The 23,587-nt window shown below is 63.0% G+C and carries 19 protein-coding genes and 1 pseudogene; 9 read left to right on the top strand and 11 right to left on the bottom strand.

Going from position 1 to position 23,587, the window contains the following annotated elements:
- The first annotated feature begins 121 nt into the window (after positions 1-121).
- Positions 122-1,198: a 4-hydroxyphenylpyruvate dioxygenase gene (hppD, locus tag EC919_RS24865; RefSeq protein WP_133776952.1), complete on the top strand. Its 1,077-nt coding sequence runs from the start codon at positions 122-124 to the stop codon at positions 1,196-1,198.
- A 322-nt stretch (positions 1,199-1,520) separates the two neighbouring features.
- On the opposite strand, the gene EC919_RS24860 is transcribed toward hppD, so the two are convergent.
- The gene (locus tag EC919_RS24860) at positions 1,521-2,315 is read right to left on the bottom strand and encodes an IclR family transcriptional regulator (RefSeq protein ID WP_133776951.1); all 795 of its coding nucleotides are present in this window, start codon (positions 2,313-2,315) and stop codon (positions 1,521-1,523) included.
- A 109-nt stretch (positions 2,316-2,424) separates the two neighbouring features.
- Here EC919_RS24860 and hmgA point away from each other — a divergent pair, with 109 nt between their 5' ends.
- On the top strand, positions 2,425-3,741 hold the full coding sequence (gene hmgA / locus EC919_RS24855; RefSeq protein ID WP_133776950.1) for a homogentisate 1,2-dioxygenase: 1,317 nt from the start codon (positions 2,425-2,427) through the stop codon (positions 3,739-3,741).
- Positions 3,738-5,036 (top strand): fumarylacetoacetase, encoded by a 1,299-nt coding sequence (gene fahA / locus EC919_RS24850; RefSeq protein WP_133776949.1) that lies wholly within the window; start codon positions 3,738-3,740, stop codon positions 5,034-5,036. Before hmgA ends, fahA begins: the two co-directional genes overlap by 4 nt.
- 190 nt (positions 5,037-5,226) lie before the next feature.
- On the opposite strand, the gene EC919_RS24845 is transcribed toward fahA, so the two are convergent.
- From EC919_RS24845 to EC919_RS24830, 4 genes are all read right to left on the bottom strand, one after another.
- Positions 5,227-6,693: an N-acyl-D-amino-acid deacylase family protein gene (locus EC919_RS24845; protein WP_133776948.1), complete on the bottom strand. Its 1,467-nt coding sequence runs from the start codon at positions 6,691-6,693 to the stop codon at positions 5,227-5,229.
- 4 nt (positions 6,694-6,697) lie between these two features.
- Complete coding sequence (locus tag EC919_RS24840) at positions 6,698-7,558, bottom strand: MurR/RpiR family transcriptional regulator (protein WP_133776947.1); 861 nt, start codon at positions 7,556-7,558, stop codon at positions 6,698-6,700.
- On the bottom strand, positions 7,559-8,908 hold the full coding sequence (locus EC919_RS24835; protein ID WP_133776946.1) for a gluconate:H+ symporter: 1,350 nt from the start codon (positions 8,906-8,908) through the stop codon (positions 7,559-7,561).
- 1,689 nt (positions 8,909-10,597) lie between these two features.
- A complete protein-coding gene (locus EC919_RS24830) occupies positions 10,598-11,581 on the bottom strand; it encodes a GlxA family transcriptional regulator (protein ID WP_133776945.1) in 984 nt (327 codons plus the stop codon).
- 164 nt (positions 11,582-11,745) lie between these two features.
- Between EC919_RS24830 and EC919_RS24825 the strand changes: the two genes are divergently transcribed.
- Positions 11,746-12,426 (top strand): DJ-1/PfpI family protein, encoded by a 681-nt coding sequence (locus EC919_RS24825; RefSeq protein WP_133776944.1) that lies wholly within the window; start codon positions 11,746-11,748, stop codon positions 12,424-12,426.
- Between the two features lie 13 nt (positions 12,427-12,439).
- On the opposite strand, the gene EC919_RS24820 is transcribed toward EC919_RS24825, so the two are convergent.
- Positions 12,440-13,063, bottom strand: a complete 624-nt coding sequence (locus EC919_RS24820) for a TetR/AcrR family transcriptional regulator (protein ID WP_133776943.1) — start codon at positions 13,061-13,063, stop codon at positions 12,440-12,442.
- A 226-nt stretch (positions 13,064-13,289) separates the two neighbouring features.
- Here EC919_RS24820 and EC919_RS24815 point away from each other — a divergent pair, with 226 nt between their 5' ends.
- Positions 13,290-14,387 carry an MBL fold metallo-hydrolase gene (locus tag EC919_RS24815; protein WP_133776942.1) on the top strand — a complete coding sequence of 366 codons (1,098 nt, stop codon included), beginning with the start codon at positions 13,290-13,292 and terminating at the stop codon, positions 14,385-14,387.
- A gap of 9 nt (positions 14,388-14,396) precedes the next feature.
- Here EC919_RS24815 and EC919_RS27235 read toward each other — a convergent pair whose 3' ends face one another.
- The 3 genes from EC919_RS27235 to EC919_RS24805 all read right to left on the bottom strand — a co-directional run bounded on the left by EC919_RS27235 (position 14,397) and on the right by EC919_RS24805 (position 16,802).
- Positions 14,397-14,552 carry a hypothetical protein gene (locus tag EC919_RS27235; RefSeq protein WP_166650626.1) on the bottom strand — a complete coding sequence of 52 codons (156 nt, stop codon included), beginning with the start codon at positions 14,550-14,552 and terminating at the stop codon, positions 14,397-14,399.
- A gap of 46 nt (positions 14,553-14,598) precedes the next feature.
- Positions 14,599-16,146 carry an FAD-dependent oxidoreductase gene (locus EC919_RS24810; RefSeq protein ID WP_133776941.1) on the bottom strand — a complete coding sequence of 516 codons (1,548 nt, stop codon included), beginning with the start codon at positions 16,144-16,146 and terminating at the stop codon, positions 14,599-14,601.
- A 167-nt stretch (positions 16,147-16,313) separates the two neighbouring features.
- Entirely contained in the window at positions 16,314-16,802 is a 489-nt protein-coding gene (locus EC919_RS24805) for a GFA family protein (RefSeq protein WP_133776940.1), read from the bottom strand.
- Positions 16,803-17,016: 214 nt separating this feature from the next.
- Between EC919_RS24805 and EC919_RS28015 the strand changes: the two are divergent.
- The 3 genes and pseudogenes from EC919_RS28015 to EC919_RS24795 all read left to right on the top strand — a co-directional run.
- A pseudogene (locus tag EC919_RS28015) lies at positions 17,017-17,784 on the top strand (MCP four helix bundle domain-containing protein); the annotation flags it as partial.
- Entirely contained in the window at positions 17,779-18,642 is an 864-nt protein-coding gene (locus EC919_RS28010; RefSeq protein WP_432213850.1) for a methyl-accepting chemotaxis protein, read from the top strand. The pseudogene EC919_RS28015 and the gene EC919_RS28010, both read left to right, overlap by 6 nt.
- A gap of 169 nt (positions 18,643-18,811) precedes the next feature.
- Positions 18,812-20,056: an AGE family epimerase/isomerase gene (locus EC919_RS24795; protein WP_133776938.1), complete on the top strand. Its 1,245-nt coding sequence runs from the start codon at positions 18,812-18,814 to the stop codon at positions 20,054-20,056.
- Between the two features lie 466 nt (positions 20,057-20,522).
- Here EC919_RS24795 and EC919_RS24790 read toward each other — a convergent pair whose 3' ends face one another.
- Together EC919_RS24790 and EC919_RS24785 are read right to left on the bottom strand one after the other, a co-directional pair.
- Positions 20,523-21,305: an exodeoxyribonuclease III gene (locus EC919_RS24790; RefSeq protein ID WP_133776937.1), complete on the bottom strand. Its 783-nt coding sequence runs from the start codon at positions 21,303-21,305 to the stop codon at positions 20,523-20,525.
- 106 nt (positions 21,306-21,411) lie between these two features.
- A complete protein-coding gene (locus tag EC919_RS24785) occupies positions 21,412-22,509 on the bottom strand; it encodes an AbrB family transcriptional regulator (protein ID WP_133776936.1) in 1,098 nt (365 codons plus the stop codon).
- 130 nt (positions 22,510-22,639) lie between these two features.
- Between EC919_RS24785 and EC919_RS24780 the strand changes: the two genes are divergently transcribed.
- A complete protein-coding gene (locus tag EC919_RS24780) occupies positions 22,640-23,542 on the top strand; it encodes a LysR family transcriptional regulator (RefSeq protein ID WP_133776935.1) in 903 nt (300 codons plus the stop codon).
- The last annotated feature ends 45 nt before the right edge of the window (positions 23,543-23,587 follow it).

The raw sequence follows: 23,587 nt of genomic DNA, 5'->3' as shown, positions 1-23,587 counted from the left end.
CGGTCTGCAACTCATCTTCGGCGACTTCCTCGCCCGCAGCGTGCGGGGAATTTCCTGCGCGCCACCCGCTGAATCGTGATCCGAGCCGCTGTGCCTCTCACTTTTTAGCAGGAGCAAGACCGTGACTGATCTCTACGAAAACCCGATGGGCCTGATGGGCTTTGAATTCATCGAATTCGCCTCGCCCACCCCGAACGTGCTGGAGCCGGTGTTCCAGATCATGGGCTTTACCAAAGTCGCCCATCACCGCTCCAAGAATGTGTCGCTGTACCGCCAGGGCGCCATCAACATCATCCTCAACAACGAGCCCAACAGCGAAGCGTCCTACTTCGCTGCGGAGCACGGTCCCTCCGTGTGCGGCATGGCATTCCGGGTCAAGGATTCGCAAATGGCCTACAAGCGCGCGCTGGAACTGGGCGCGCAGCCTGTCGAGATCGGCACCGGGCCCATGGAACTGCGTTTGCCGGCGATCAAAGGGATTGGCGGCGCGCCGTTGTACTTGATCGACCGTTTTGGTGAAGGCACTTCGATCTACGACATCGACTTCGTGTACATCGAAGGCGTCGACCGTCACCCCAAGGGCGCCGGCCTGCAATTCATCGATCACCTGACCCATAACGTCTATCGCGGCCGGATGGCCTACTGGGCGAACTTCTACGAGAAGCTGTTCAACTTCCGCGAGCTGCGCTATTTCGACATCAAGGGCGAGTACACCGGCCTGACCTCGAAAGCGATGACCGCGCCGGACGGCATGATCCGCATCCCGCTGAACGAAGAGTCGTCCAAGGGCGCCGGGCAGATCGAAGAGTTTCTGATGAAGTTCAACGGCGAGGGCATTCAGCACGTGGCGTTCTTCACCGAAAACCTGATCGACACCTGGGACCGGCTCAAGGCCCTGGGCATGCGCTTCATGACCCCGCCGCCGGACACCTACTACGAAATGCTCGAAGGCCGGCTGCCCAACCACGGCGAACCGGAGCAGGAGCTGAAGGCGCGAGGGATCTTGCTGGACGGCAATTCCGAAGGCGGCAGTCAGCGTCTGCTGCTGCAGATCTTCTCGGAAACCCTGATGGGGCCGGTGTTCTTCGAATTCATCCAGCGCAAGGGCGACGATGGCTTTGGTGAGGGCAATTTCAAGGCGCTGTTCGAGTCGATCGAGCGCGATCAAGTGCGGCGGGGCGTGTTGGCGGTGGATTGAGCCTTGGTTCGATACACACTTTGTAGGAGCCGGCTTGCTGGCGAATCGGGTGGATCATTCACTATAGCGGTGCGGGGTAAATCGCCTTCGCCAGCAAGCCGGCTCCTACGCAATTGTGCCCGCCGCAGATAATGGGAATTGTCGAAATCCACTGCAGGAGCGCGCTTGCCCGCGAATGCGATCAGTCTGGGGCATCGATTTCGCTGACCCACCGCGTTCGCCAGCAAGCCGGCTCCTACAGATTCGTGTTCATGGTGGGTTCAGTGACTGGCACGGACCTTTGAGCGCAGCCATGTCCCACGCGTTATTCGTGATCGCGAGTTCACGCCAGCTGCGGCATTTCCCCACCCATCCGCGCGCTGATCGCCTGCGCCGTCTGCAGCAGTTTCTGCGCTGCCTCAGCCTGGCGCTGGCCGGTAAACACCGACGCCGAACCCACCACCGTCACCACACCCACCAGCTTGTTGCCCATGGCAAATACTGGCGATGACACCGCGTTGACGCCGGCCATCAACATCCCATGAATCTGATGCACCCCGGTGCTGCGGATTTCCTGGACGTGCCGATCGATCTCCTTCAACTGCGCCGCGTTCAGCGAGGCCGATTCCGCCGCTCTCAACGCGGCTGTTTCCCTCGGTGACAGAAAGGTATCGAACACCAGTCCGGTGGACGAACTCAGCAGTGGCAGCACCGAACCGATCTGTGTGACCAGGGTGACCGCCCCCAGCGACTGCTCGACGTATACAACCGTCGGGCCTTTGTTGCCCCACACCGCCAGAAAGCAGGTTTCATTGAGTTCATCGCGCAGTGCGATCAATGCAGGGGCAGAGGTCTTGAGTACATCGAGCTGGCTCAGCGCCGCCAGGCCGACCTGCAGCGCCGAACGCCCGAGACGGTAGTGATTGCTGGCCGGGTCCTGCTCGGCAAAACCGCTGTCCACCAGCGCTTGCAGGTAACGATGCACCTTGCTGGCCGGCATGCCGACGTATTCGGCGAGTTTCGACAGTGACGTGGCGGGCGCCAGCTCGGCCAGCGCCTTGAGGATGCCGACGCCGACTTCAGCCGACTGGACTTTCTGCTGGCGCGGCGCGGTAGCGGGGGTGGAATCGTCGGTCATGGAAGGCAGGCCCCCGGTCTGGAAAGGCTGCTTTATAGCTTGACCCTTCTCCAAACTCAAATTACGTTATGCGTAATACGCTTACGAAAAAAAACAATAAGAGGTCGCCATGTCCACAGCACCCCGATCCGAGCCCCTGCGTTACCAGCATGGCTTCGGCAATCAATTCAGCAGCGAGGCAATGCCGGGCGGTTTGCCCCACGGGCAGAACTCGCCGCAGCGTCATCCGCTGGGCCTCTACGCCGAGCAATTCTCCGGGACCGCGTTCACCGTGCCCCGCGCCGAAGCCCGACGCTCCTGGCTCTACCGCATTCAACCGTCCGCCGCGCACCCTCGCTTTCAGCGTCTCGAGCGGCAGATCACCGGCCAGCAGCAAGGCCCCGTCACCCCCAATCGCCTGCGCTGGAATGCGTTCGACATCCCCGCCGAACCCGCCGATTTCATCGATGGCCTGCACGCGCTGGCCAGCACCTCGTCTGCCGAGCAGGCCGAGGGCGTGAGCGTCTACGTCTACACGGCCAACCGCTCCATGCAGCGCGCGTTCTTCAACGCCGACGGCGAATGGCTGATCGTCCCCCAGCAGGGCCGACTGCGCATCACCACCGAACTGGGCCTGATCGATGTGGAACCGCAGGAAATCGTCGTGTTGCCGAGGGGTTTGAAATTCAGCGTCGAACTGCTCGACGGCACAGCGCGGGGTTACATCTGTGAGAACCACGGCTGCGCCTTGCGGCTGCCTGACCTCGGCCCGATCGGCAGCAACGGCCTGGCCAATCCCCGGGATTTCCAGGTGCCCCGCGCGCATTTTGAAGACAGCGCACAGCCCACCGTGCTGGTGCAGAAATTCCTCGGCGAACTGTGGGGGACCACGCTGGGCCATTCCCCCTTCGATGTCGTCGCGTGGCACGGCAACAACGTCCCGTATAAATACGACCTGCGCCTGTTCAACACCTTGGGCACGGTGAGTTACGACCATCCCGATCCGTCGATCTTCACCGTGCTGACCTCGCCGGGCGCCGTTGAAGGTCAGGCGAACGTCGATTTCGTGATCTTCCCGCCGCGCTGGATGGTGGCGGAAAACACCTTCCGGCCGCCGTGGTTCCACCGCAACCTGATGAACGAGTTCATGGGCCTGATCGATGGCGCCTACGACGCCAAGGCCGCAGGCTTCATGCCCGGCGGCGCGTCGCTGCACAATTGCATGAGCGCCCACGGCCCGGACAACGCCAGCGCCGAGAAAGCCATCGCCGCCGAGCTCACGCCGCACAAGATCGAGCAGACCATGGCGTTCATGTTCGAGACCGGCAAAGTCCTGCGTCCCAGTTATCACGCGCTGGAATGCCCTCAGCTGCAAAGCGACTACGATGCCTGCTGGGATGGCATCGCCAGAACGTTCAAGCCTTTCGACACGGACAGCCAACGATGAGTACTTCACAGCACCCGCGCAGCTGGGTCGCCAGCGCCAACGACCATCCCGATTTCCCCCTGCAGAACCTGCCCCTGGGTGTGTTCAGCCGCCCCGGTTTCGGCAAGCGCGGCGGCGTTGCCATCGGCGATTACATTCTGGACCTGCAAACCGCCCTTGAGGCCAGTCTGTTCAATGGCGCCGCACGCGTGGCCGTCGAAGCTGCCTGCCGAGGCCAGTTGAACGACTTTTTCGCCCTGGGCGGTTCGTCGCGGCAGGCGCTGCGCCACGAATTGCTGCACCTGCTCGACAAAAAAAACCTGCAGCGTGAGCGCTTGCAAGCGATGGGGGATCGTCTGCTGGTGCCGATGGCTGACTGCCAGATGCACATGCCGGCGCAGGTCGGCGACTACACCGATTTTTACGTCGGCATTCATCATGCGATGAACGTCGGCAAGCTGTTCCGCCCGGATAACCCGCTGCTGCCAAACTACAAGTACGTGCCGATCGCCTACCACGGGCGAGCGTCGACGCTGGGTGTGTCCGGAATGCCGGTCAAGCGCCCCAGCGGGCAGACCCTGAAGCCGGGTGCTGATACGCCGGATTTCGGCCCGAGCAAGCGCCTGGATTACGAACTGGAAGTGGGCGTGTGGATCGGGCAGGGCAACGAGGCGGGCGAGCCTGTCGCTATCGGCAGGGCGGGCGAGCACATCGCCGGTTTCTGCCTGCTCAACGACTGGTCGGCCCGGGACCTGCAAGCCTGGGAATACCAGCCGCTCGGGCCGTTTCTGTCGAAGAGCTTTGCCACCAGCATTTCGCCGTGGGTGGTCACGGCCGAGGCACTGGCGCCGTTTCGCGCGGCCCAGCCGGCGCGTCCCGAGGGTGACCCGCCGCCCATGGCTTACCTGTTCGACGAGCAGGACCAGGCCGGCGGCGCGCTGGACATCGAACTGGAAGTGCTGCTGCTCACCGCGCGAATGAAAGAGCAGGGCGTCGCGCCCCAGCGTCTGTCCCTGAGCAACACGCTGAACATGTACTGGACCGTCGCGCAGATGGTGGCCCACCACAGCGTCAACGGCTGCAAGCTGCAGGCGGGGGATCTGTTCGGCACCGGCACTTTGTCAGGGCCGCAACCCGGGCAGCTCGGCAGCCTGCTGGAGATGACCGAAGGCGGAAAGCGCGCCGTCGAACTGCCCAACGGCGAGACGCGGACCTTTCTGGAGGCAGGCGATGAGGTGATTCTTAAAGCGCGCTGCCGCAAGGACGGTGAAGTGAGCATCGGGTTTGGCGAGTGCCGTGGGGTAGTGATTGGCTGATTGAGAGCCAGGCTCGATACTTCATTGCACGCCAACTTTGATCTGTAGGAGCCGGCTTGCTGGCGAATGCGGCGGGTCAGCCTCGCAGATGTCGCCTGACACAACGTGTTCGCCAGCAAGCCGGCTCCTACGGATGTGTGTCCACCAAGGTTTTCGGGGGTGCAAGCGCTGCGCTTTCGGCGCCTGGGTACTACTTCTGTAACCCAAACCCACCCACCAACGACCCACTCCTCGGCAAGAACCGCCCTTGCCGTTCACCTTGGGGCTTGCCCTCGGCGTAACTCAAATGCCCGTTCACCCATACCGCATCAATGCCCTCGGCCGCGCGCTTGGGTTCTTTGAAATCCGCCACATCACGCACGGTGTCCGCGTTGAACAGCACCAGGTCCGCGCAATACCCCTCGCGCACGAACCCCCGATCGTGCAGCCCGAAGCGCGTGGCGGTCAGTCCGGTCATCTTGTGCACGGCGGTGTGCAACGGGAACAGCCCCACATCCCGACTGAAATGCCCGAGCACCCGGGGAAACGCACCCCACAGGCGCGGGTGCGGAAACGGGTCTTCCGGCAGTCCGTCCGAACCGATCATCGACAGCGGGTGCTTCATGATCCGCTGCACATCCTTTTCATCCATGCCGTAATACACGGCGCCAGCCGGTTGCAGTTTCCCCGCGGCGTCCACCAGCGAAAGGCCCCAGTCGGCGGCAATGTCCTTCAGCTCGCGTCCGCCCTGATCCGGATGCGGCGTCGACCAGGTGATGGTGATGGGAAAGGCATCGGTGACCTGTTTCAAATCCAGCGTCGAAGAACTGGCCGCATAGGGGTAGCAATCGCAGCCCACCGGGTGGGTCAGCGCGGCGTTTTCCAGGGACGCCAGCAGCTGCGGACTGCGACCCCAGTTGCCTGCGCCCGCGCATTTCATATGGGAAATGACCACCGGCGATTTCGCGTGACGGCCTATTTCGAACGCCTCGTCCATGGCCTCCAGCACCGGCTCGAACTCACTGCGCAGGTGCGTCGTGTACACCGCGCCAAACGCCGTCAGCTCCTCGGCCAACTGTTTGACTTCATCCGTTTCAGCCGAGTAAGCCGAGGCATAAGCCAGACCGGTGGACAGGCCGAGCGCGCCGTCGGCCAGGCTGTCACGCAGTTGCCCGCGCATGGCGCTGATTTCATCCGCGCGCGCCGTTCGAAAAAGATCGTCCATGTGATTGCTGCGCAGCGCGGTGTGACCGATCAGCGCCGCCACATTGACCGCCGGCCGCGCCGCGTCCACCGCGTTGCGATAGTCGATAAAGCGCGGATAAACGAAAGCGGCAGCGGGACCGAGCAGGTTCATTGGGTCCGGCGGATCCCCCGCCAGGGAAACGGGTGACGCGCTGATGCCGCAGTTGCCGACGATCACCGTGGTCACGCCCTGGGTGATCTTCGGCAGCATCGCCGGCTGACGAATCACCACGGTGTCGTCGTGGGTGTGCACGTCGATGAAACCCGGCGCCAGCACGCGGCCGGCAGCGTTGACTTCTTCGCGGGCGGAGACGTCGTGCAGATCGCCGATGCGCTGAATGCGGCCTTCGCGAATGGCCACGTCGGCGCGGTAGCCGGGGGAATTGCTGCCGTCGATCACCAGCGCGTCGCGAATGATCAGGTCGTAAAGCATGGGGTCAGTCTCCAAGGGGCAGGCCGTCGTCGCCGCCGCGGTAGTCATCCAGCGCCAGCTTGATCCGCCGCAGCCGTTCGCGGTTGGCATCGGGCGCAGTCAGCGCCAGTTCAGTAGCCAGCACATCGATGGTCAGCAGCATGCCGTAGCGCGCGGCCGTGGGTTTGTAGATGAAATGGGTCTCGGCGATCTGCAGCGGCAACAGCACATCCGCCCGTTCCGCCAGCGGTGAGCCGGGCAGGGTAATGGCGAGAATCTTTGCGCCATAGCTGCGAGCCAGATCCACTGCGTCGAGCAGTTCAGGGGGGCGCCCGCTCAGGGAGCAGACAATCACGCTGTGCTCCGGGCCGAGGGTCGCGGCGATCAGGCGCATCATCACCGGGTCGCGGCTGGCGGCAATCGGGTAGCCGAGGCGCACCAGCCGGGTCTGCAATTCTTCGCTGCACAGGCTGGACGCGCCGCCCATGCCGAAGCTGTGAATCATCCGCGCCGGCGTCAGCAGGGCCACCGCCGCCTGGAAGCGCGACTCATCAAACCCGGCCAGGTGCTGACGCAGGGTGGACTCGATGTCGCCGACGATCTGAGTGAAAAACGCCGACTGTTCCGGCGCCTGCTCCGCAGTGAGGAAGCGGTTGCCCACGGCGCTGGCCTGGGCCAGTTGCAGGCGCAGGTCCCGCAGGTCCTTGCAGCCCACCGTGCGGGCGAAACGTGACAGCGTCGCGCTGCTGACCTCGGCGCGGGCGGCGAGGTCGTCAAGGCTGGCGCTGGCGGCAAACGCCACGTCACTGAGCACCAGTCTGGCGATGCGGCCTTCGCCGGCGCTGAACGAGTCCTGACGGGCGCGGATCTGGTAAAGAATGTCCACTCAGATCACCTGCGCCAGCCCGAGGGTCAGGACGAAAGCGATCACCGAAATCAGCGTTTCCAGCACCGTCCAGGTTTTGAAGGTCTGTGCCACGGTCATGTTGAAGTACTCCTTGATCAGCCAGAACCCGCCGTCGTTGACGTGGGAAAAAATCACCGAGCCGGCACCGGTTGCGAGCACCAGCAGCTCCGGATGGGGGTAGCCCAGGCCCAGCGCCACGGGGGCCACGATGCCGGACGCGGTGGTCATTGCCACCGTGGCCGAACCCGTGGCAACGCGCATCAGTGCGGCGAACAGCCAGCCCATCAACAGCGGCGACAGATGCCAGTCCTGCGCCAGACCGACAATCTCGTTGGTCACGCCGCTGTCGACGAGAATCCGGTTCAGACCGCCGCCAGCGCCCACCAGCAACGTGATGCTGGCCGTCGGCGCCAGGCATTCCTGGGTGAATTTCAGGATTGAATCCCGTGAGAAGCCCTGGGCAATGCCTAACGTCCAGAAGCTTAGCAACGTGGCCAGCAGCAGCGCGATCACCGAGTTGCCGATGAACAGCAGGAAGCTGTTGAAGCCGCTGCCCGGGGTGGAAATCAGGTTGGCCCAGCCACCCAGCAGCATCAGCACCACGGGCAGCAGAATGGTCGCCATGGTGATGCCGAAGCTTGGCAGTTGAGGACGGGGTTCACGGTCGAGAAATTGTTTGGCGAGCGGGTTTTCATCGGGCAAATGAATGTGCGGCACGATGAAGCGCGCGTAGATCGGGCCGGCAATGATCGCGGTGGGGATGCCGATGAGGATGGCGTAAAACAGGGTCTGGCCCACTGACGCCTGATAGGCCTGCACCGCCAGCATGGCAGCAGGGTGTGGCGGCACCAGGGCGTGGACCACCGAGAGGCCGGCGACCATCGGCAGGCCGACCATCAGAATCGACACCCCGACCCGGCGGGCGACGGTGAACGCGATCGGCACCAGCAGCACGAAACCCACTTCGAAAAACAGCGGCAGCCCCACCAGGAACGCGATGCAGACCATCGCCCAGTGCGCATTGCGCTCGCCGAAGCGGTCGATCAAGGTGCGCGCCACCTGCTCGGCGCCGCCGGACTCGGCCATCATCTTGCCGAGCATGGTGCCCAGCGCCACGACCAGCGCGATGTGCCCCAGCGTCTTGCCGACGCCACCCTCATAGGACGCAACGACGGCATTGGCCGGCATCCCGGCGACCAACGCGAGGCCGACGGACACCAGGGTGATGACGATGAACGGATTGAGACGAAAGCGCGCGATAAGCACGATCAGGGCGATGATCGCGACGGCGGCATAGACCAACAGAGACAGGCCGGTTGACGGAGGCATGCAACGGATTCCTTGCTGAGAATGAGGAGGTCAGGGCTTGGGCAGCGGCGGGACTGGGCTGTCGAGCTGAACAAAGCAGGACTCACCCGCGCAATGGCGTTAACCGGCGCGCAGCCAGGCAGTGAAAACGATCTCGGCAGTGGGTATTGCAAGCGCCATCAACGGCGAAAGAAAAGCGGGGGCGGGACGATCACAGGCAGTCATTATTGTTATCTCTGATTTCGTGATGGAAATTAAATTACACGAAACAGGATAAAAATATCAATTCATGAAAATTAATTACTTCACGCTCATCTCCGTATGTTGCTCGCTACGCCTCCGAATTTTGTGATTGCCGACGATTGCCTGCCTTGCCCAGTTCCCCTGTAGGAGCGCGCTTGCCCGCGAACGCGGTGGATCAATCGGCATCTCCGTTTCAGACCCCCGCGTTCGCCAGCAAGCCGGGTCCTACGGATCCTGTGATCGCCGACGATTGCCTGTTTTGCCGAGGTCCCCTGTAGGAGCGCGCTTGCCCGCGAACGCGGTGGGTCAGTCGGCATCTTCGTTACAGCCCCACCGCGTTCGCCAGCAAGCCGGCTCCTACGGATTTTGTGTGCGCCGACGATTGCCTGCCTTGCCCAGTTCCCCTGTAGGAGCGCGCTTGCCCGCGAACGCGGTGGGTCAATCGGCATCTCCGTTACAGCCCCACCGCGTTCGCCAGCAAGCCGGCTCCCACGGATTTTGTGATCGCCGACGATTGCCTGCCTTGCCCAGTTCCCCTGTAGGAGCGCGCTTGCCCGCGAACGCGGTGGGTCAGCCGACATCTCCGTTTCAGCCCCACCGCGTTCGCCAGCAAGCCGGCGCCTACGGATTTTGTGATCGCCGACGATTGCGTGCTGTGCCGAGGTCCCCTGTAGGAGCGCGCTTGCCCGCGAACGCGGTGGGTCAATCGGCATCTCCGTTTCAGACCCACGGCGTTCGCCAGCAAGCCGGCGCCTACGGATTTTATGATCGCCGACGATTGCGTGCTGTGCCCAGTTCCCCTGTAGGAGCGCGCTTGCCCGCGAACGCAGTGGGTCAATCGACATCTCCGTTTCAGACCCACCGCGTTCGCCAGCAAGCCGGCTCCTACGGATTTTGTGCTCGCCGACGATTGCGTGCTGTGTCGAGGTCCCCTGTAGGAGCGCGCTTGCCCGCGAAGGCGGTGTGTCAGTCGACATCTCCGTTTCAGAACCCCGCGTTCGCCAGCAAGCCGGCTCCTACGGATACTGTGATCGCCGACGATTGCCTGTTTTGCCGAGGTCCCCTGTAGGAGCGCGCTTGCCCGCGAACGCGGTGGGTCAATCGGCATCTCCGTTTCAGAACCCCGCGTTCGCCAGCAAGCCGGCGCCTACGGGTTTCGTTTACGCCGACGATTGCGTGCCGTGCCGAGGTCCCCTGTAGGAGCGCGCTTGCCCGCGAACGCGGTGGGTCAATCGACATCTCCGTTTCAGACCCACCGCGTTCGCCAGCAAGCCGGCTCCTACGGGTTTCGTTTACGCCGACGATTGCGTGCGTTGCCGAGATCCACTGTAGGAGCGCGCTTGCCCGCGAAGGCGGTGGGTCAGTCGACATCTCCGTTTCAGACCCACTGCGTTCGCCAGCAAGCCGGCTCCCACGGACTCTTTGTGCGCCTTCCCGGCTAAAGCCGTTCCCACTGAAATCAGAGGCTCACCCCGCGCTGAACCGCTCGCGATACGCCTGGGGCGTCACCGATACGGCGCGCATGAAGCTGCGCCGCAACGTTTCTTCCGTGCCAAACCCGCAGCGGTCGGCGATGCGCTTGATCGGCAGCGCGCTGTCCCCCAACAGACGCCGCGCCGCTTCGACGCGCAACTGCTCGATGGCCCGTGCCGGCGTGTTTCCGGTGTGGGCGCGGTAATGGCGGACGAAACTGCGCTCGCTCATGCCCACCTGCGCCGCCAGCGTGCCGACCGACAGGTCGTTGGCCAGATTGTCGAGGATCCAGGCGTGCAGGTCGCCAAACCGGCTGCCTTGATCACGGGTCTGGTGCTGCATCGACAGCGCCGTGCTGAACTGCGACTGCCCGCCCGGACGCTTGAGAAACACCACCAGATCCCGCGCGACGGCCAGGGCGATATCGCGTCCCAGATCCGCCTCGACCATCGCCAGCGCCAGATCAATGCCTGCCGTCACTCCGGCGGACGTCCACAGCCTGCCTTCATTGATAAAAATCGGGTCCGGGTCGACGCGCAGTTGCGGGAAGCGCCGGGCCAGTTCGTCGCAACTGTCCCAGTGAGTGACCACCCGATGGCCGTCCAGCACGCCGGCGGCGGCGAGCAAAAAGGCGCCGGTACACACCGACGCCACGCGCCGGGCGCTGGCGGATTGCGTTCGCACCCAGTCCACCAGAACCGGGTCCAGCAGTGCCGTGTGCACCGCGCCGCCTCCGGCGATGATCAGCGTGTCCGAAGCCGTGGACGGCAGCGGATAGGTAAGCAGCCCGAGCCCGGCGGAGGAGGTCACGCCGCCGGGTTCGCGGGCGATGACCTCGGGCCGGTAAGGGATTTTTTTCAGGCCCGCTTCCTGGGCCATGACGTTGGCCGAGGCAAACACCTGCAGTGGTCCGGTGACGTCGAGCAACTGAACGTTGGGAAAGGCCAGAACATGAACCAGCCTGGGCTGATGGGGCATGGGGCGCTCACTGTGAAAAATTGGCGTAAATCGTTGGCTTTATGGCGTATCCGCCAGAGGCTAGCCCTCTACAGTGGTTTCGTCCAGCCGATGGCCTTCAGGTGCAATCGGCTGCCTGGCTCACGCATTTAGATGACCCACGATTAAACGATAAGGAACACACCATGACCCTGCATATCGGCCTGCTGGTATTCCCCAAAGTCCAGCAACTGGACCTCACCGGTCCCTACGATGTTTTCGCCACCATGCCCGGCGTGGTCGTGCACCTGGTCTGGAAAAACCTCGAGCCGCTGCAGTCCAGCACCGGTCTGACCCTGGTGCCGACCGCGACTTTCGCCGACTGCCTGGACCTGGACGTGATCTGCGTGCCGGGCGGGGTAGGGATCGATGCGCTGATGGAAGACGCGCAAACCCTGGCGTTCATTCAGCATCAGGCGGCCACGGCGCAATACGTGACCTCGGTCTGCACCGGCGCGCTGGTGCTCGGCGCGGCAGGGCTGTTGAAAGGCCGTCGCGCGACCACTCACTGGGCATCCCATTCGCTGCTGGAGCAATTCGGCGCGATTCCGGTACACGAGCGCGTCGTGCGCGATGGCAACCTGATGACCGGTGGCGGCGTGACCGCGGGAATCGATTTTGCGCTGACGCTGATCAGCGAAGTGTTCGACGCGGATACGGCCCGGACCCTTCAGCTGCAACTGGAATACGCACCGGCGCCGCCCTACGACTCGGGCCGGCCGGACACGGCACCGGCGAATATCCTTGCCGTCGCCACCGATCGCGCCATGCAAGGCTTGCTCGCCCGCCGGCAGATTGTCGAGCGCGTGACGGCAGCCATGGGCTAAGGGCGTTACTGGACTAGGATTTGTCGAGCGGGATTTCATACCAGCACAGGAACAGGTCCAGCGCCGACTCCACCACTTCGCGCTGCTTGTCCGGCGCGAGCAGGGGTTCGTTGAGAGTGACTTGCGGCCAGAACGCAAAGGCCTTGAGCAACGCATGGATCTGCGACGCGGCGAACACCGGCTCGACGGCCTTGAGGCGGCCGTCCTGCTGGGCGCCGCGCACCCAGACAGTGAAGGTTTCTTCGCGCTGATTGAGCCGGCTGACCCAGGTCTGCGCACGATCGGGGGAGTGAATGGTCGCGCCAATGGCCACGCGGGCCAGGTCAATGAAGTTGCTGTCGCCGAGGGTCTTCATCTTCGCGTCGAGCAATTCGCGCAGCTGATCGCGCAGGGGCACGCCGGGCTTGTACACCGCGGCGGTCTGCGTTGCGGCGCTGGACCACAGGCGATGGAGCATTTCGGAGAATAGCTCTTCCTTGCTGGGGAAGTGGTTGTAGACCGTGCGCTTGGAGACCTCGGCCCGGGCGGCGATGCGGTCCATGCTCGTGACCTCGAAACCGTTGTCGCGGAACTCGGCTATTGCCGCCTGAACAATGGCTTCACGTTTACGGTCGGTCAGTCGCAGTGGGGCAGTCATGGATTCGCTTCTGTAAGGTGAGCCGGGCAATCAAGTCCCCGGCAAGAAAATTACACCGGGCAGTTTACTTCTCTTTGCCCATCGTGCAAGCTTGAAACTACACTGTGTAGTGTAGGAGCAGCCACAAGCTTCAAGCTTCAAGCCGAAGCTTCGACGTCCGGCACGCTCTTGCAGCTTGCAGCTTGCGCAGCACCACCTTCACCCGTTTCATGGAGTCAGCACCCTCATGGCCTCGATCGAAAAAAACCTTGATTCAAATCCTGCGCTGCCCGTTCTGACTCGGCGCGAAGGTCGCTATTTCAATCACAAGCCGATGGCGCGCTCAGGCGTTGGCAAAACCCTGCGCATCTTCTGGAACGCTCTGTTCAACAAACCCCACCACACTCGCCCCGCCGGGGAGATCCCGGTTCAGCCGCTGTCGCGCCAGCAACTGTTCGCGGCGCCTGACAACACGGTTTACCGGCTCGGCCACTCCACGGTGCTGCTGAAACTGCGCGGTGAATACTTCCTGACCGACCCCGTATTTGCCGAGCGTGCATCGCCCGTGCAATGGGCCGGTCCGCAGCGCTTTCACCAGCCGCCGATCAGCCTCGAAGACCTGCCGCCGCTGAAAGCAGTGATTCTTTCCCACAACCATTACGACCACCTTGATCACATGACCATTCAGGTGCTCAAGGACAAAGCCGAGCATTTCATCACGCCGCTGGGGGTAGGGGACACGCTGATCGAGTGGGGCGTGCCGGCGGCCAAGGTTCAACAGTTGAACTGGTGGCAGTCGACCGATATCCACGGCATTCGCTTTGTGGCCACGCCCGCGCAGCATTTCTCGGGCCGGACGTTGCGGGACGGCAACCAGACGCTGTGGGCGTCGTGGGTGATTCTGGAAGGCGAACAGCGGATCTTCTTCAGCGGCGACACAGGCTATCACGCCGGCTTCAAGTTGATTGGCGAGCAGTACGGCCCGTTCGACCTCACCCTGATGGAAACCGGTGCGTATAACCAAGACTGGCCGGACGTGCACATGCAGCCGGAGGAGACGCTGCAAGCGCACATCGACCTGCGCGGCAAGTGGTTGCTGCCGATCCACAACGGCACCTTCGACCTGGCGATGCACGCCTGGCACGAGCCGTTCGACCGGATTCTTGCTTTGGCGTGGGACCGCAGCATTTCAATCACCACCCCGGAAATGGGTCAGCCATTTTATGTGCAATACCCCAGCCGCGGCGAAGCGTGGTGGCTGAAGGTGGACAAGGCGGCAAAGCCTGCGACCGACCGCTGCTCAAAGCAGCGGGGCAACCGTCATCAGGTCACCAGTCGCGGCTAACCGCCTGTTTCAGGGTTTGGCGCCAGTGGAATCGGCCGGATGTTCGGTTTCCGGTGATCGCTGTTGTTCACCCCGTTGGTTGGCCTGTTTGTGTTCCTCGCCGACCTTGCCTGCGTTTTCGGGTTTGTGGTCGAGGTCTTCGCGGTTGGACTCTTTATCAGGCATGGCGCCCTCCGGTGTGCGGCTGAATGAAGGATTCTGAAGTGCGTGCTTAATCGTCGATCTGGTTGATCAGCATCAGCGCTTCGTCTTTGAACAGCGGTTGTTTCATGCGTTCAGCGAGCATCGCCATGGGCCGTTCGCGATCACAGCCGACCACGGCCGCGACAACGCCCTGCTTGCAGATAAGTGCCAGGAAGTCGAAGCGCTCCGGCTCGCCCAAATAAACAATGTCGTCCCAGTCTTCGGCGTGGCCGAGGTAATCCAGACGCTTCTCAAAATGGTAGGTCCAGAAATACGGCACGTCGCTGTAATGCCGGTCTTCGCCGAGCATATTGCCCGCCGCGATGCGCGCCTGCTGCTGGGCAAGGCGCCAGTGCTCGATGCGCCGGGGCTGACGGTTAAGGGGAAAGGTGGCGATATCGCCCGCCGCCCACAGATCCTTACCCGCGCGCATGCCATCGTCGACGGCCAGCGAGCCATCGTCCTCAAGCTCAAGGCCGTCGATGAAATGCGTCACCGGGCTTACGCCGACGCCAACCAGCGCCAGATCCACCTGCAATCGCTCGCCGTTGCTGAGCACCGCCGTCTGCAGCACCTGCTGGCCGTCCCGCTCAACGCCCTCGAAACGATTGATATCGACGTGGGTGCGAAACAGTACACCGTGTTGCTCATGCAGCGCCCGCAGCGCCTTGCCGATGCGCTCGCCCAGTTGACCGGCAAAGGGCACCTGGTGATGGGCCAGAATCGTTACGTTCACGCCCTGTGTGCGCAACGCCGACGCCGCCTCCAGCCCGATAAAACTGTCGCCGACGATCAGCGCGTGGCCGCCGGGGTGAACCGCTGCGAGAATCCGGCAGGCGTCATCGCGGCTGCGCAGGGTCAGCACTTGCGGCAGATCAGCGCCCTCCAGCGACAACGCGCGGGGCTCGCCGCCCGTGGTGACCAGCGCCGCGTCGTAATCAAAGCGGCGGCCGTCTGCCAGGGTCACGCGCTTGTTGATCACGTCCAGCTTCATCACTTCGCCGTGGACTCGCTCGATGCGGTTGTCCAGGTAGAACCCGTCGTCGCGCAGGGCAGGGATCTCATCGGTTTCCATGTCGGCCGACAGCACAAATTTGCTCAGGGCGGTGCGGTCGTAGCCGGGCGTGGCCTCTCTGTCGATGAGCAGCAACTGACCGTTGAAGCCTTTCTCCCTCAACGCGCAGGCAGCAGCAGTGCCCGCCGCGCCGGCGCCGATGATGACGAAGCAGCGGCTGTCTTCGGCCAGCGTCGGCATTTCAGCGGTAATGGGCTGGTCATCGACGTGCACATCGCCATCGATGAGTTGAACGGGGTAACGAATCAGGGCATCCAGCGCAGGTGGTTCGCACAGGTGGCCGTCGTCGATGGAAAATTCGGCTTTGTGCCAGGGGCAGATCAGATGACCGTTGCAAATGGCGCCGTCCGCCAGGGGGGCACCGGCGTGGGGGCAAAAGGCTTGAAACGCGCGGACTTCGTCGCCGTGCAGAACCAGCAGCGCCTTGGTTTCGCCAAACTCGACCTGGAGACCTCGGTCTCGCTGAAGATCGGTCAGGGTGGCGACTCGATGCATAGGCATGTGCGCTTCCTTATGGGCTTTTTTATAGGGCTTGGGGGCTTTTAGTTGGGAGTCGGCTGTCAGGGGAGAGGTTCAGGGAATTATCGGGTGGCCGGTTGGACGGGCGTTCCTTCCCCTTTGACTGTCGCAGGAACGCCCTGATTCCGTTGTCAGTTCATCGCACCAGGCTATCGCGTCAACTTCAGCCGCTCATGCCAGTCGGCAATCGACTCTTCGGGAAACTCGTCGAACTGCTGATCGTGCGGCCCGGCGGCCACTTCCACCCACGGCGCCCTGGAGTTCAGCAGCAGGTGCGTGTGCTCCGGCGGGGTTGGCAACGGCGTGTCGATGGCCGATGCGAACGGGTGAATCAGTTCCGGCCATTCGGGGCTGAACAGCCACAGCCCGCTGCCGCACAGGCTGCAGAAATGCCGTTCGGCGCTGCTGATGTGGGTTTCGTGACCCTCAGTGTCGCGCATTTTTGCGTGATAGATCGCGATGATGTCTTTGCCTTTGACCGCGAGGCTTTTCGCGTCGCCGCCCAGGTTGATCGCGTAACCGCCGCCGCCTTGGGTCTTGCGGCAGATCGAGCAGTAACAGCGTTGATAGGGGTAGGGATGGGCGCTCGTCAGGCTGAATTCGACGGCGCCGCAATGGCAGGAACCTTCCAGATGCATGATTCACCTCGGCTTGAAATGTGGTGTCGGGCTTAAAGGTCTAGACCGCTCAAGCTGGCGGGGTTCGATGTTTTCTCGAACAGACGTTCGGATTCTTCATGGGCCGGCGGCTCAAGAAGCCTGCCTTGGCGTCGATAAGCGTTGGTCATACGACGACTTTGCGTCATCGCCGCCTGGCGCGTCGCTGTTCCCCTAAAACAATGAGCCAACCGTTATGAGCCTACGCAACCTGACCATCGCCCGCCGCGCCGGCCTTGGGTTCACCCTGATTTCCCTGCTGGTCGCGTTGCTCGGCTGGTTTGCCCTGAGCCAGATGTCGACGATTCGCCAGAGCGAGGTGGCCGTCGAAAGCAACTGGATGCCGAGCATGCGTCTGGTCAACGACATCCGCGAAGCGATGCTGCGCATTCGCACCATCTCGCTGCGGGTGGCCCTTGACGCCGATCCGAAAAACGTCGGCGTCTACAAGAGCCAGATGGACGCCCGCGCGAAGATCCTCGATGAAAAACTCACGAGCCTCGACACCTTCATCGACACCCCGGAAGAGCGGGAGCTGTACAGTAAATTCCGCGCGACCCTGGTTGACTATCAGCGCGGTTTGACCCAGTCCTTCGTGCTCGCCGAGAGCGGTGACCTCAAGGCGCTGAACAAACTGCTGCTGGTGGACATGAAAACCGCCGTCGACAACTCCGGCGCGCAACTGGGCGATCTGAGCGATTTCTACTCCCATCAGGTCGAGCTCGAAGGCATTGCCGCCGAAGCGCAATACCGCAACTCGCGAAATGTGGTGCTGGTGTTCGTGCTGATCGCTGCGCTGGCCACCGTGGTGCTGGCGGTGTGGCTGACCCGCAGCATCGTGCGTCCGCTGCAGGAAGCGGTTGATGCCGCCGAATACGTGGCCAAGGGCGATCTGACCCACGACATCCGCGTCGAGGGCCATGACGAGGTCACGCGGTTGCAAAGCGCGTTGCAGCAGATGCAGACCAACCTGCGTTCGACCCTGAGCCTGATCGGCAACTCGGCGAGCCAGTTGGCGTCGGCCGCCACGGAGCTGAATTCGGTCACCGAAGACAGCCATCGCGGCCTGCACCAGCAGAACGCCGAAATCGAACAGGCGGCCACAGCGGTGAACGAGATGACCTCGGCGGTCGAGGAGGTCGCGCGCAACGCAGTGTCGACGTCCCAGGCGTCGAGCGAATCGAACACCGCGGCCCGCGACGGCCAGAGCCGCGTCATCGACACGGTCAATTCGATTCAGACCCTGTCCGGCAACGTGCAGCACACCTCGGACCTGGTGCAGAACCTGGCCGATCAGTCCAAGGACATCGGCAAGGTGCTGGACGTGATCCGTTCCATCGCCGAGCAGACCAATCTGCTGGCGCTGAACGCCGCCATCGAAGCCGCACGGGCGGGGGAGTCCGGACGCGGCTTCGCCGTGGTCGCCGATGAAGTGCGCGCACTGGCCCACCGCACCCAGCAGTCGACGCTGGAAATCGACAAGATGGTCACCACCATGCGCAGCGGTTCCACCGAGGCGCTGGAATCGATGTCGATCAGCCGTTCCCGCGCCACCGAAACCCTGGGCCTGGCCCAGGGTGCCGGCGAGTCGCTGAGCCGCATCACCACGTCGATCAACGAAATCTCCGAGCGCAACCTGGTCATCGCCAGCGCCGCCGAAGAACAGGCCCAGGTCGCCCGGGAAGTGGACCGCAACATCGTCAACATTCGGGACCTGTCGATGCAATCGTCGTCGGGTGCCAACCAGATCAGCGCATCCAGCAACGAGCTGTCCCGGCTGGCGGCGGAGTTGAACCAGGTGGTGACGCGCTTTCGGGTTTGATGGCGGGATTCAAAGGCCTCCCGGCAGTAGGACCGGCTTTAGCCGGGAACAGGCCAAAACAGCCCCTTTCACCTCATTCACTTGCCTGTCGCTGCCCTCGGCTTGCATGATTCGCCCCGACTAATAATTCCTGGCGGGCCGAACCTGCCGACGAGATAGGTGAAGGGCAATGGATGACGTGAATCGCGATTTCAGCAGTTGGCTGCGCTCCCCGGGCCACACGGCCTGGCTGATGCAGGAGGGCAATCGGCTGCTGGCGTTTGCCAAGGCCTCGACGCTGCCCCAGGGCTTCGGCAATCTGGATGACCTCGGCCGGCTGCCCGCCGATGCCGTGGCCGAAACCATGAACACCGCCCGCATGACCCACAGTTTCGCCATGGCCCACATCAATGGCATCCCCGGTTGCGCCGCGCTGGTCGATCACGGCATCGCGGCGCTGGCCGGGCCGTTGCGTGACGCCGAGCACGGCGGCTGGTTCGCCAAACCCCTGGAGCACAGCGCCGACACCGGCAAGAACGCCTACCTGCACGCCTTCGTTGCCCTGGCCGCCAGCTCCGCCGTGGTTGCCCGACGGCCCGGCGCACAGGCGTTGCTGGAGCAAGCGATTCAGGTGATTACCGGGCACTTCTGGAGCGAGGAAGAGGGCGCCATGCGCGAATCCTTCGACCGCGACTGGAGCAACGAAGAACCCTATCGCGGTGCCAACAGCAACATGCACAGCACCGAGGCGTTCCTCGCCCTGGCCGACGTCACCGGCGATGGGCGCTGGCTGGATCGGGCACTGAGCATCGTCGAGCGGGTCATCCATCAGCACGCCGCTGGCAATAATCATCAGGTGATCGAGCATTTCACCCTGCAGTGGCAGCCGATTCTCGACTACAACGTCGACAAGCCCGACGACGGTTTCCGCCCCTATGGCACGACGCCCGGCCACGCTTTCGAGTGGGCGCGACTGGTGCTGCACCTGGAAGCCGCACGGCGCAAGGCCGGTTTGCAGACGCCGAACTGGCTGCTCGAAGACGCGCGAGGATTATTCGAAAACGCCTGCCGCTATGGCTGGGACGTCGATGGCGCGCCGGGGATCGTTTACACCCTGGACTGGGAAAATCATCCGGTGGTCCGCCATCGCCTGCACTGGACCCACGCCGAAGCGGCCGCTGCCTCCGCCGCGCTGCTGCAGCGCACCCACGAGCAGCAATACGAAGACTGGTACCGGACGTTCTGGGAATTCAACGAAACCCTGTTCATCGACCTCGAACACGGCAGCTGGCGTCACGAGCTCAACCCGCAAAACCAACCGAGCGCCGACATCTGGGCCGGCAAGCCGGATCTTTACCACGCCTATCAGGCCACGCTGCTACCAGTGTTGCCGCTGGAGCAAAGCCTGGCGACGGCGTTGGCGCAGAGGGCCTAGCCCGCGTGTCAGCTTAGGGCGATGTCTGCGGAAGGACGCTTTCGCCAGCAAGCCGGCTCCTACGGATTTCTGTTCGCCGCAGATCACGGGAATTGTCGGAGTTCACTGTAGGAGCCGGCTTGCTGGCGAATGCGCTGTGTCAGGCTGAATCGGTGGCGCTGACAGATCGCATTCGCGGGCAAGCGCGCTCCTACGATGGATCTGGGCAACGCACACAATCGCCGGCGCACATAAAGTTCGTAGCCGGCTTGCTGGCGAACCCGTCGTTTCAGATGACCGCAATTTATCTGGAAGGACGCTTTCGCCAGCAAGCCGGCTCCTACGGAATTTTGTCGGCCGGAGATGATGGGAATTGTCGAAATCCATTGTAGGAGCGCGCTTGCCCGCGATCTGGCGCGAAGCGGCAGCAAACCAGGCGACGCCTGTATGCCCGACTGACGGCGATCAATCCATCGCTGCCCCCCCATCAAACCTTCAACTCAATCCACGTCGGTGCATGGTCACTGGCGTGGGGCAGGTCCCTGACCCAGCGATCCACTCCCGCGTTTTTCAGCTTGGGTGCCAGGTCCTTGCTCAACAGCAGGTGGTCAATGCGCAGGCCGGAGTTGGTCTTCCAGTGGTTGCGGAAATAATCCCAGAACGTATAAATCCGCTCGTCCGGGAATTTCGCGCGCAGGGCGTCGGTCCAGCCCTGATCCAACAGGCGCTCGAAGCAGGCGCGGCTTTCCGGCTGCAGCAAGGCATCCTTCAGCCATGAGCGGGTGTTGTAGATGTCGTTGTCGGTGGGAATGACGTTGTAATCCCCGGCCAGCACCACCGGATGCTCGCTCTTGAACAGCGAGTCCGCGTGTTTGATGAAGTGCTCGAACCAGTCCAGTTTGTACTCGAACTTCGGCCCCGGCTGCGGGTTGCCGTTGGGCAGGTACAGGCAGCCGACGATCACGCCTTGCACCGCCGCCTCCAGATACCGGCTGTGGCTGTCCTTTTCATTGCCCGGCAGACCCCGACGAATCTCCAGCGGCTCACTGTCCCGGGACAGGATTGCCACGCCGTTCCACGAGGGCTCGCCCTGCCAGATCACGCCGTAGCCGGCGTTGCGGATGTCGTCGGCGGGGAAGGCCGTGTCCGCCGCTTTCAGTTCCTGCAGACAGACGATGTCGGGCGCTTCCTTTTCCAGCCACTGCAACAGAATGGGCAAACGCGCGCGAATGCCGTTGATGTTGAACGTGGCGATTTTCAGCGTGGCCATGGCGTTCGCCTCCAATGAGTGTGCAGCGTTGGAGGTGGCGGGATCGATGAAGATTCCATCGGCATGCGTGCTGCTTGCGCTGTTCGCTCACTCAGGCTTCGCCCATTCACGCCAGGCGGTGCGACAGGCGAATCACCTGCCGGGCGATGTACGCGCCGGTCACAATCACTGCGAACAATCGCAGGGTCTGCATCGCCAGCACGAAGCCGACGTCCGAGTGGGTGTCGATGGCAATGATCGCCATCGCATCAAGGCCGCCGGGGCTGGTGGCCAGGTACACCGAAAGAAAGTCCTTGCCCATGATTTCAGCGATGCCCCAAGCCGATAAGGCGCAGAGCAGAATCAGCACCAGCGCGCCGGCAATCATCGCCGGCAGCCGCCGCCAGACGTAGCGGAGGGTCACGCGGTCGAAGCGCAGGCCGATGTAACTGCCGATCGCGCCGTAGGCAATCGCCAGCACCCAAGTGGGCAGAGTGATCTGCAGCACGCCGCTCAACTGCAGCGCGCCGCCGAGCAGCAAGGGCACCAGCAAGGCGCCCGCCGGTAACCGACTGCCGATCATCACGCCGACCACGATCACCAGCAGGCTCAAGCCCAGATTAAGCAGATTCATCCCGTGTAGCAGCGCGTCCGTGCTGTGGGCCTCCGAACCGCCGGCATCGGCGCCGATCAGCCGACTGACCAGCGCGCCGACCATTACCACACACACCACTCGCACGTATTGCATGGTGGCAACCACCCGGGAGTCGGCGCCGTCATCCTCGGCCATCGCCACCATGGCCGAGGCCGCACCTGGTGAAGTCCCCCACGCCGCCGTGCTGCTCTGAATGCCGCCCCAGCGCGCCATGGCGATGCCGACCACCGCGCTCAATGCGACCGTGAGCAGGGTGGCGAAGACCATCACAGGCCACGATTGCATCGCCGCCAGCAGAACGCCGACGGTCATGGAGTGGGCGACCAGCACGCCGACCGTGCCCTGACCCAGGCGGAACACCTGCTTGTTCAGACGAACGCTGGCCCCGGCAACGCCGAAGCCGATCGCCACCAGCATGGGGCCGAGAAACAGTGCGGCGGGAACGTGGAAGTATTTGAACAGTTGGCCGGCGCTACCGGCCACGAGGATGAGCAGCAGCCATTGGGTCAGCGGGTGCTGGTGGGCGAGGGCAAACGAGGCGGGGCGTGGCAACGCGGATCTCCAGAGCATTGGCTTTTCCTGATAAGGAGTGACCTGAGTGCTTCCATGCCGAGTGCATTTCCAATGGCGAGCAGTATCGACAGCGCAATCGATCAAGTCTATTTTCTAATAATCATGAATTGATAACTTTGGTTGATATATGGACCTGCGTGACCTGACCTATTTCGAAACCATCGCCGAGCTCGGTCATCTGGGGCGCGCGGCGGAAAAACTCAACCGCAGCCAACCGGCGTTGACCAAAAGCATCCAGCGGCTGGAGGAATCCTTCGGCACCAGGCTGTTCCAGCGCGACGGTCGCAGGATCAAGCTCACACCCGTCGGCGAACTGCTGCAGGCACGGGGCAAGGTGCTGCAGCAGAGCATTGCCCAGACCCAGCGCGAGGTGCGGGATTTTGCCAGTGGCGCGGTAGGGGATATCCGTCTGGGCTGTGCGGCGACCATGGCCGAGTACCTGCTGCCCGAACTGACCAGCGCGCTGCTCAAACGCTCGCCGCAGGTCACGCTCAAGCTGGTGATCGGTCAGGACGACATGCTGCGCGAGCAACTGCGCTCCGGGCACCTGGACATGATCATCTGCGCCCAGCGCAGTGCCGAAGAGGAATTCAGCTTTTACCCGATCCTCACCGACGAAGCCGTGGTGATCGCCAGCCGCAATCACCCGATCTTCACCGCGCCGTTCGAAATGCGCGACCTGTGCCGCTATCGCTGGGTGTTGCCGCCGTCCGGTGTGTCGTCGCGGATCTGGGTCGACGACGCCTTCGCCCGCCACGACCTGCCGCTGCCGGAAGTGCAGATCGAGTCCAACTCGATTTCCCTGCTGCCGCGGTTGATTGCCCAGACCAGCCTGCTGAGTTTCATCGCCCGGGAGACGCTGGAGTTCGGCAAGAACATGCAAGACCTGCGCGAAGTACAGCTGGAGCAGACCACCATGACGCGAACCATCTGCGTCATGCTGCGCCGCCAGGGCTACCTGTCGCCTGCCGCCCACGCCATGGTGCAAATGCTGCGCGACGACGGCGGATCCTTCCTCAATTGGTCCTGACCTGTGCTTTTACCCCGTCGGGTGGGTTAGCCTGCGCAGAGACAT

Source organism: Pseudomonas graminis (assembly GCF_004364335.1).
GTDB lineage: Bacteria > Pseudomonadota > Gammaproteobacteria > Pseudomonadales > Pseudomonadaceae > Aquipseudomonas > Aquipseudomonas graminis_D.
The sequence above is the reverse complement of the archived record's forward strand: the minus strand, read 5'-3'. Positions and strand labels throughout refer to the sequence as shown.

Bases quoted from the DNA above. Each gene is read 5' to 3' on its own strand.
- EC919_RS24860 (WP_133776951.1), bottom strand. From the start codon at position 2,315: ATGACCGACGATTCCACCCCCGCTACCGCGCCGCGCCAGCAGAAAGTC.
- EC919_RS24830 (WP_133776945.1), bottom strand. From the start codon at position 11,581: ATGCCCCATCAGCCCAGGCTGGTTCATGTTCTGGCCTTTCCCAACGTT.
- EC919_RS24795 (WP_133776938.1), top strand. From the start codon at position 18,812: ATGGATGACGTGAATCGCGATTTCAGCAGTTGGCTGCGCTCCCCGGGC.
- EC919_RS24825 (WP_133776944.1), top strand. From the start codon at position 11,746: ATGACCCTGCATATCGGCCTGCTGGTATTCCCCAAAGTCCAGCAACTG.
- hmgA (WP_133776950.1), top strand. From the start codon at position 2,425: ATGTCCACAGCACCCCGATCCGAGCCCCTGCGTTACCAGCATGGCTTC.
- EC919_RS28010 (WP_432213850.1), top strand. From the start codon at position 17,779: ATGCAGACCAACCTGCGTTCGACCCTGAGCCTGATCGGCAACTCGGCG.
- EC919_RS24805 (WP_133776940.1), bottom strand. From the start codon at position 16,802: ATGCATCTGGAAGGTTCCTGCCATTGCGGCGCCGTCGAATTCAGCCTG.
- EC919_RS24785 (WP_133776936.1), bottom strand. From the start codon at position 22,509: ATGCTCTGGAGATCCGCGTTGCCACGCCCCGCCTCGTTTGCCCTCGCC.
- EC919_RS24835 (WP_133776946.1), bottom strand. From the start codon at position 8,908: ATGCCTCCGTCAACCGGCCTGTCTCTGTTGGTCTATGCCGCCGTCGCG.
- EC919_RS24790 (WP_133776937.1), bottom strand. From the start codon at position 21,305: ATGGCCACGCTGAAAATCGCCACGTTCAACATCAACGGCATTCGCGCG.
- EC919_RS27235 (WP_166650626.1), bottom strand. From the start codon at position 14,552: ATGCCTGATAAAGAGTCCAACCGCGAAGACCTCGACCACAAACCCGAA.
- EC919_RS24845 (WP_133776948.1), bottom strand. From the start codon at position 6,693: ATGCTTTACGACCTGATCATTCGCGACGCGCTGGTGATCGACGGCAGC.
- EC919_RS24810 (WP_133776941.1), bottom strand. From the start codon at position 16,146: ATGCCTATGCATCGAGTCGCCACCCTGACCGATCTTCAGCGAGACCGA.
- EC919_RS24815 (WP_133776942.1), top strand. From the start codon at position 13,290: ATGGCCTCGATCGAAAAAAACCTTGATTCAAATCCTGCGCTGCCCGTT.
- fahA (WP_133776949.1), top strand. From the start codon at position 3,738: ATGAGTACTTCACAGCACCCGCGCAGCTGGGTCGCCAGCGCCAACGAC.
- EC919_RS24780 (WP_133776935.1), top strand. From the start codon at position 22,640: ATGGACCTGCGTGACCTGACCTATTTCGAAACCATCGCCGAGCTCGGT.
- EC919_RS24820 (WP_133776943.1), bottom strand. From the start codon at position 13,063: ATGACTGCCCCACTGCGACTGACCGACCGTAAACGTGAAGCCATTGTT.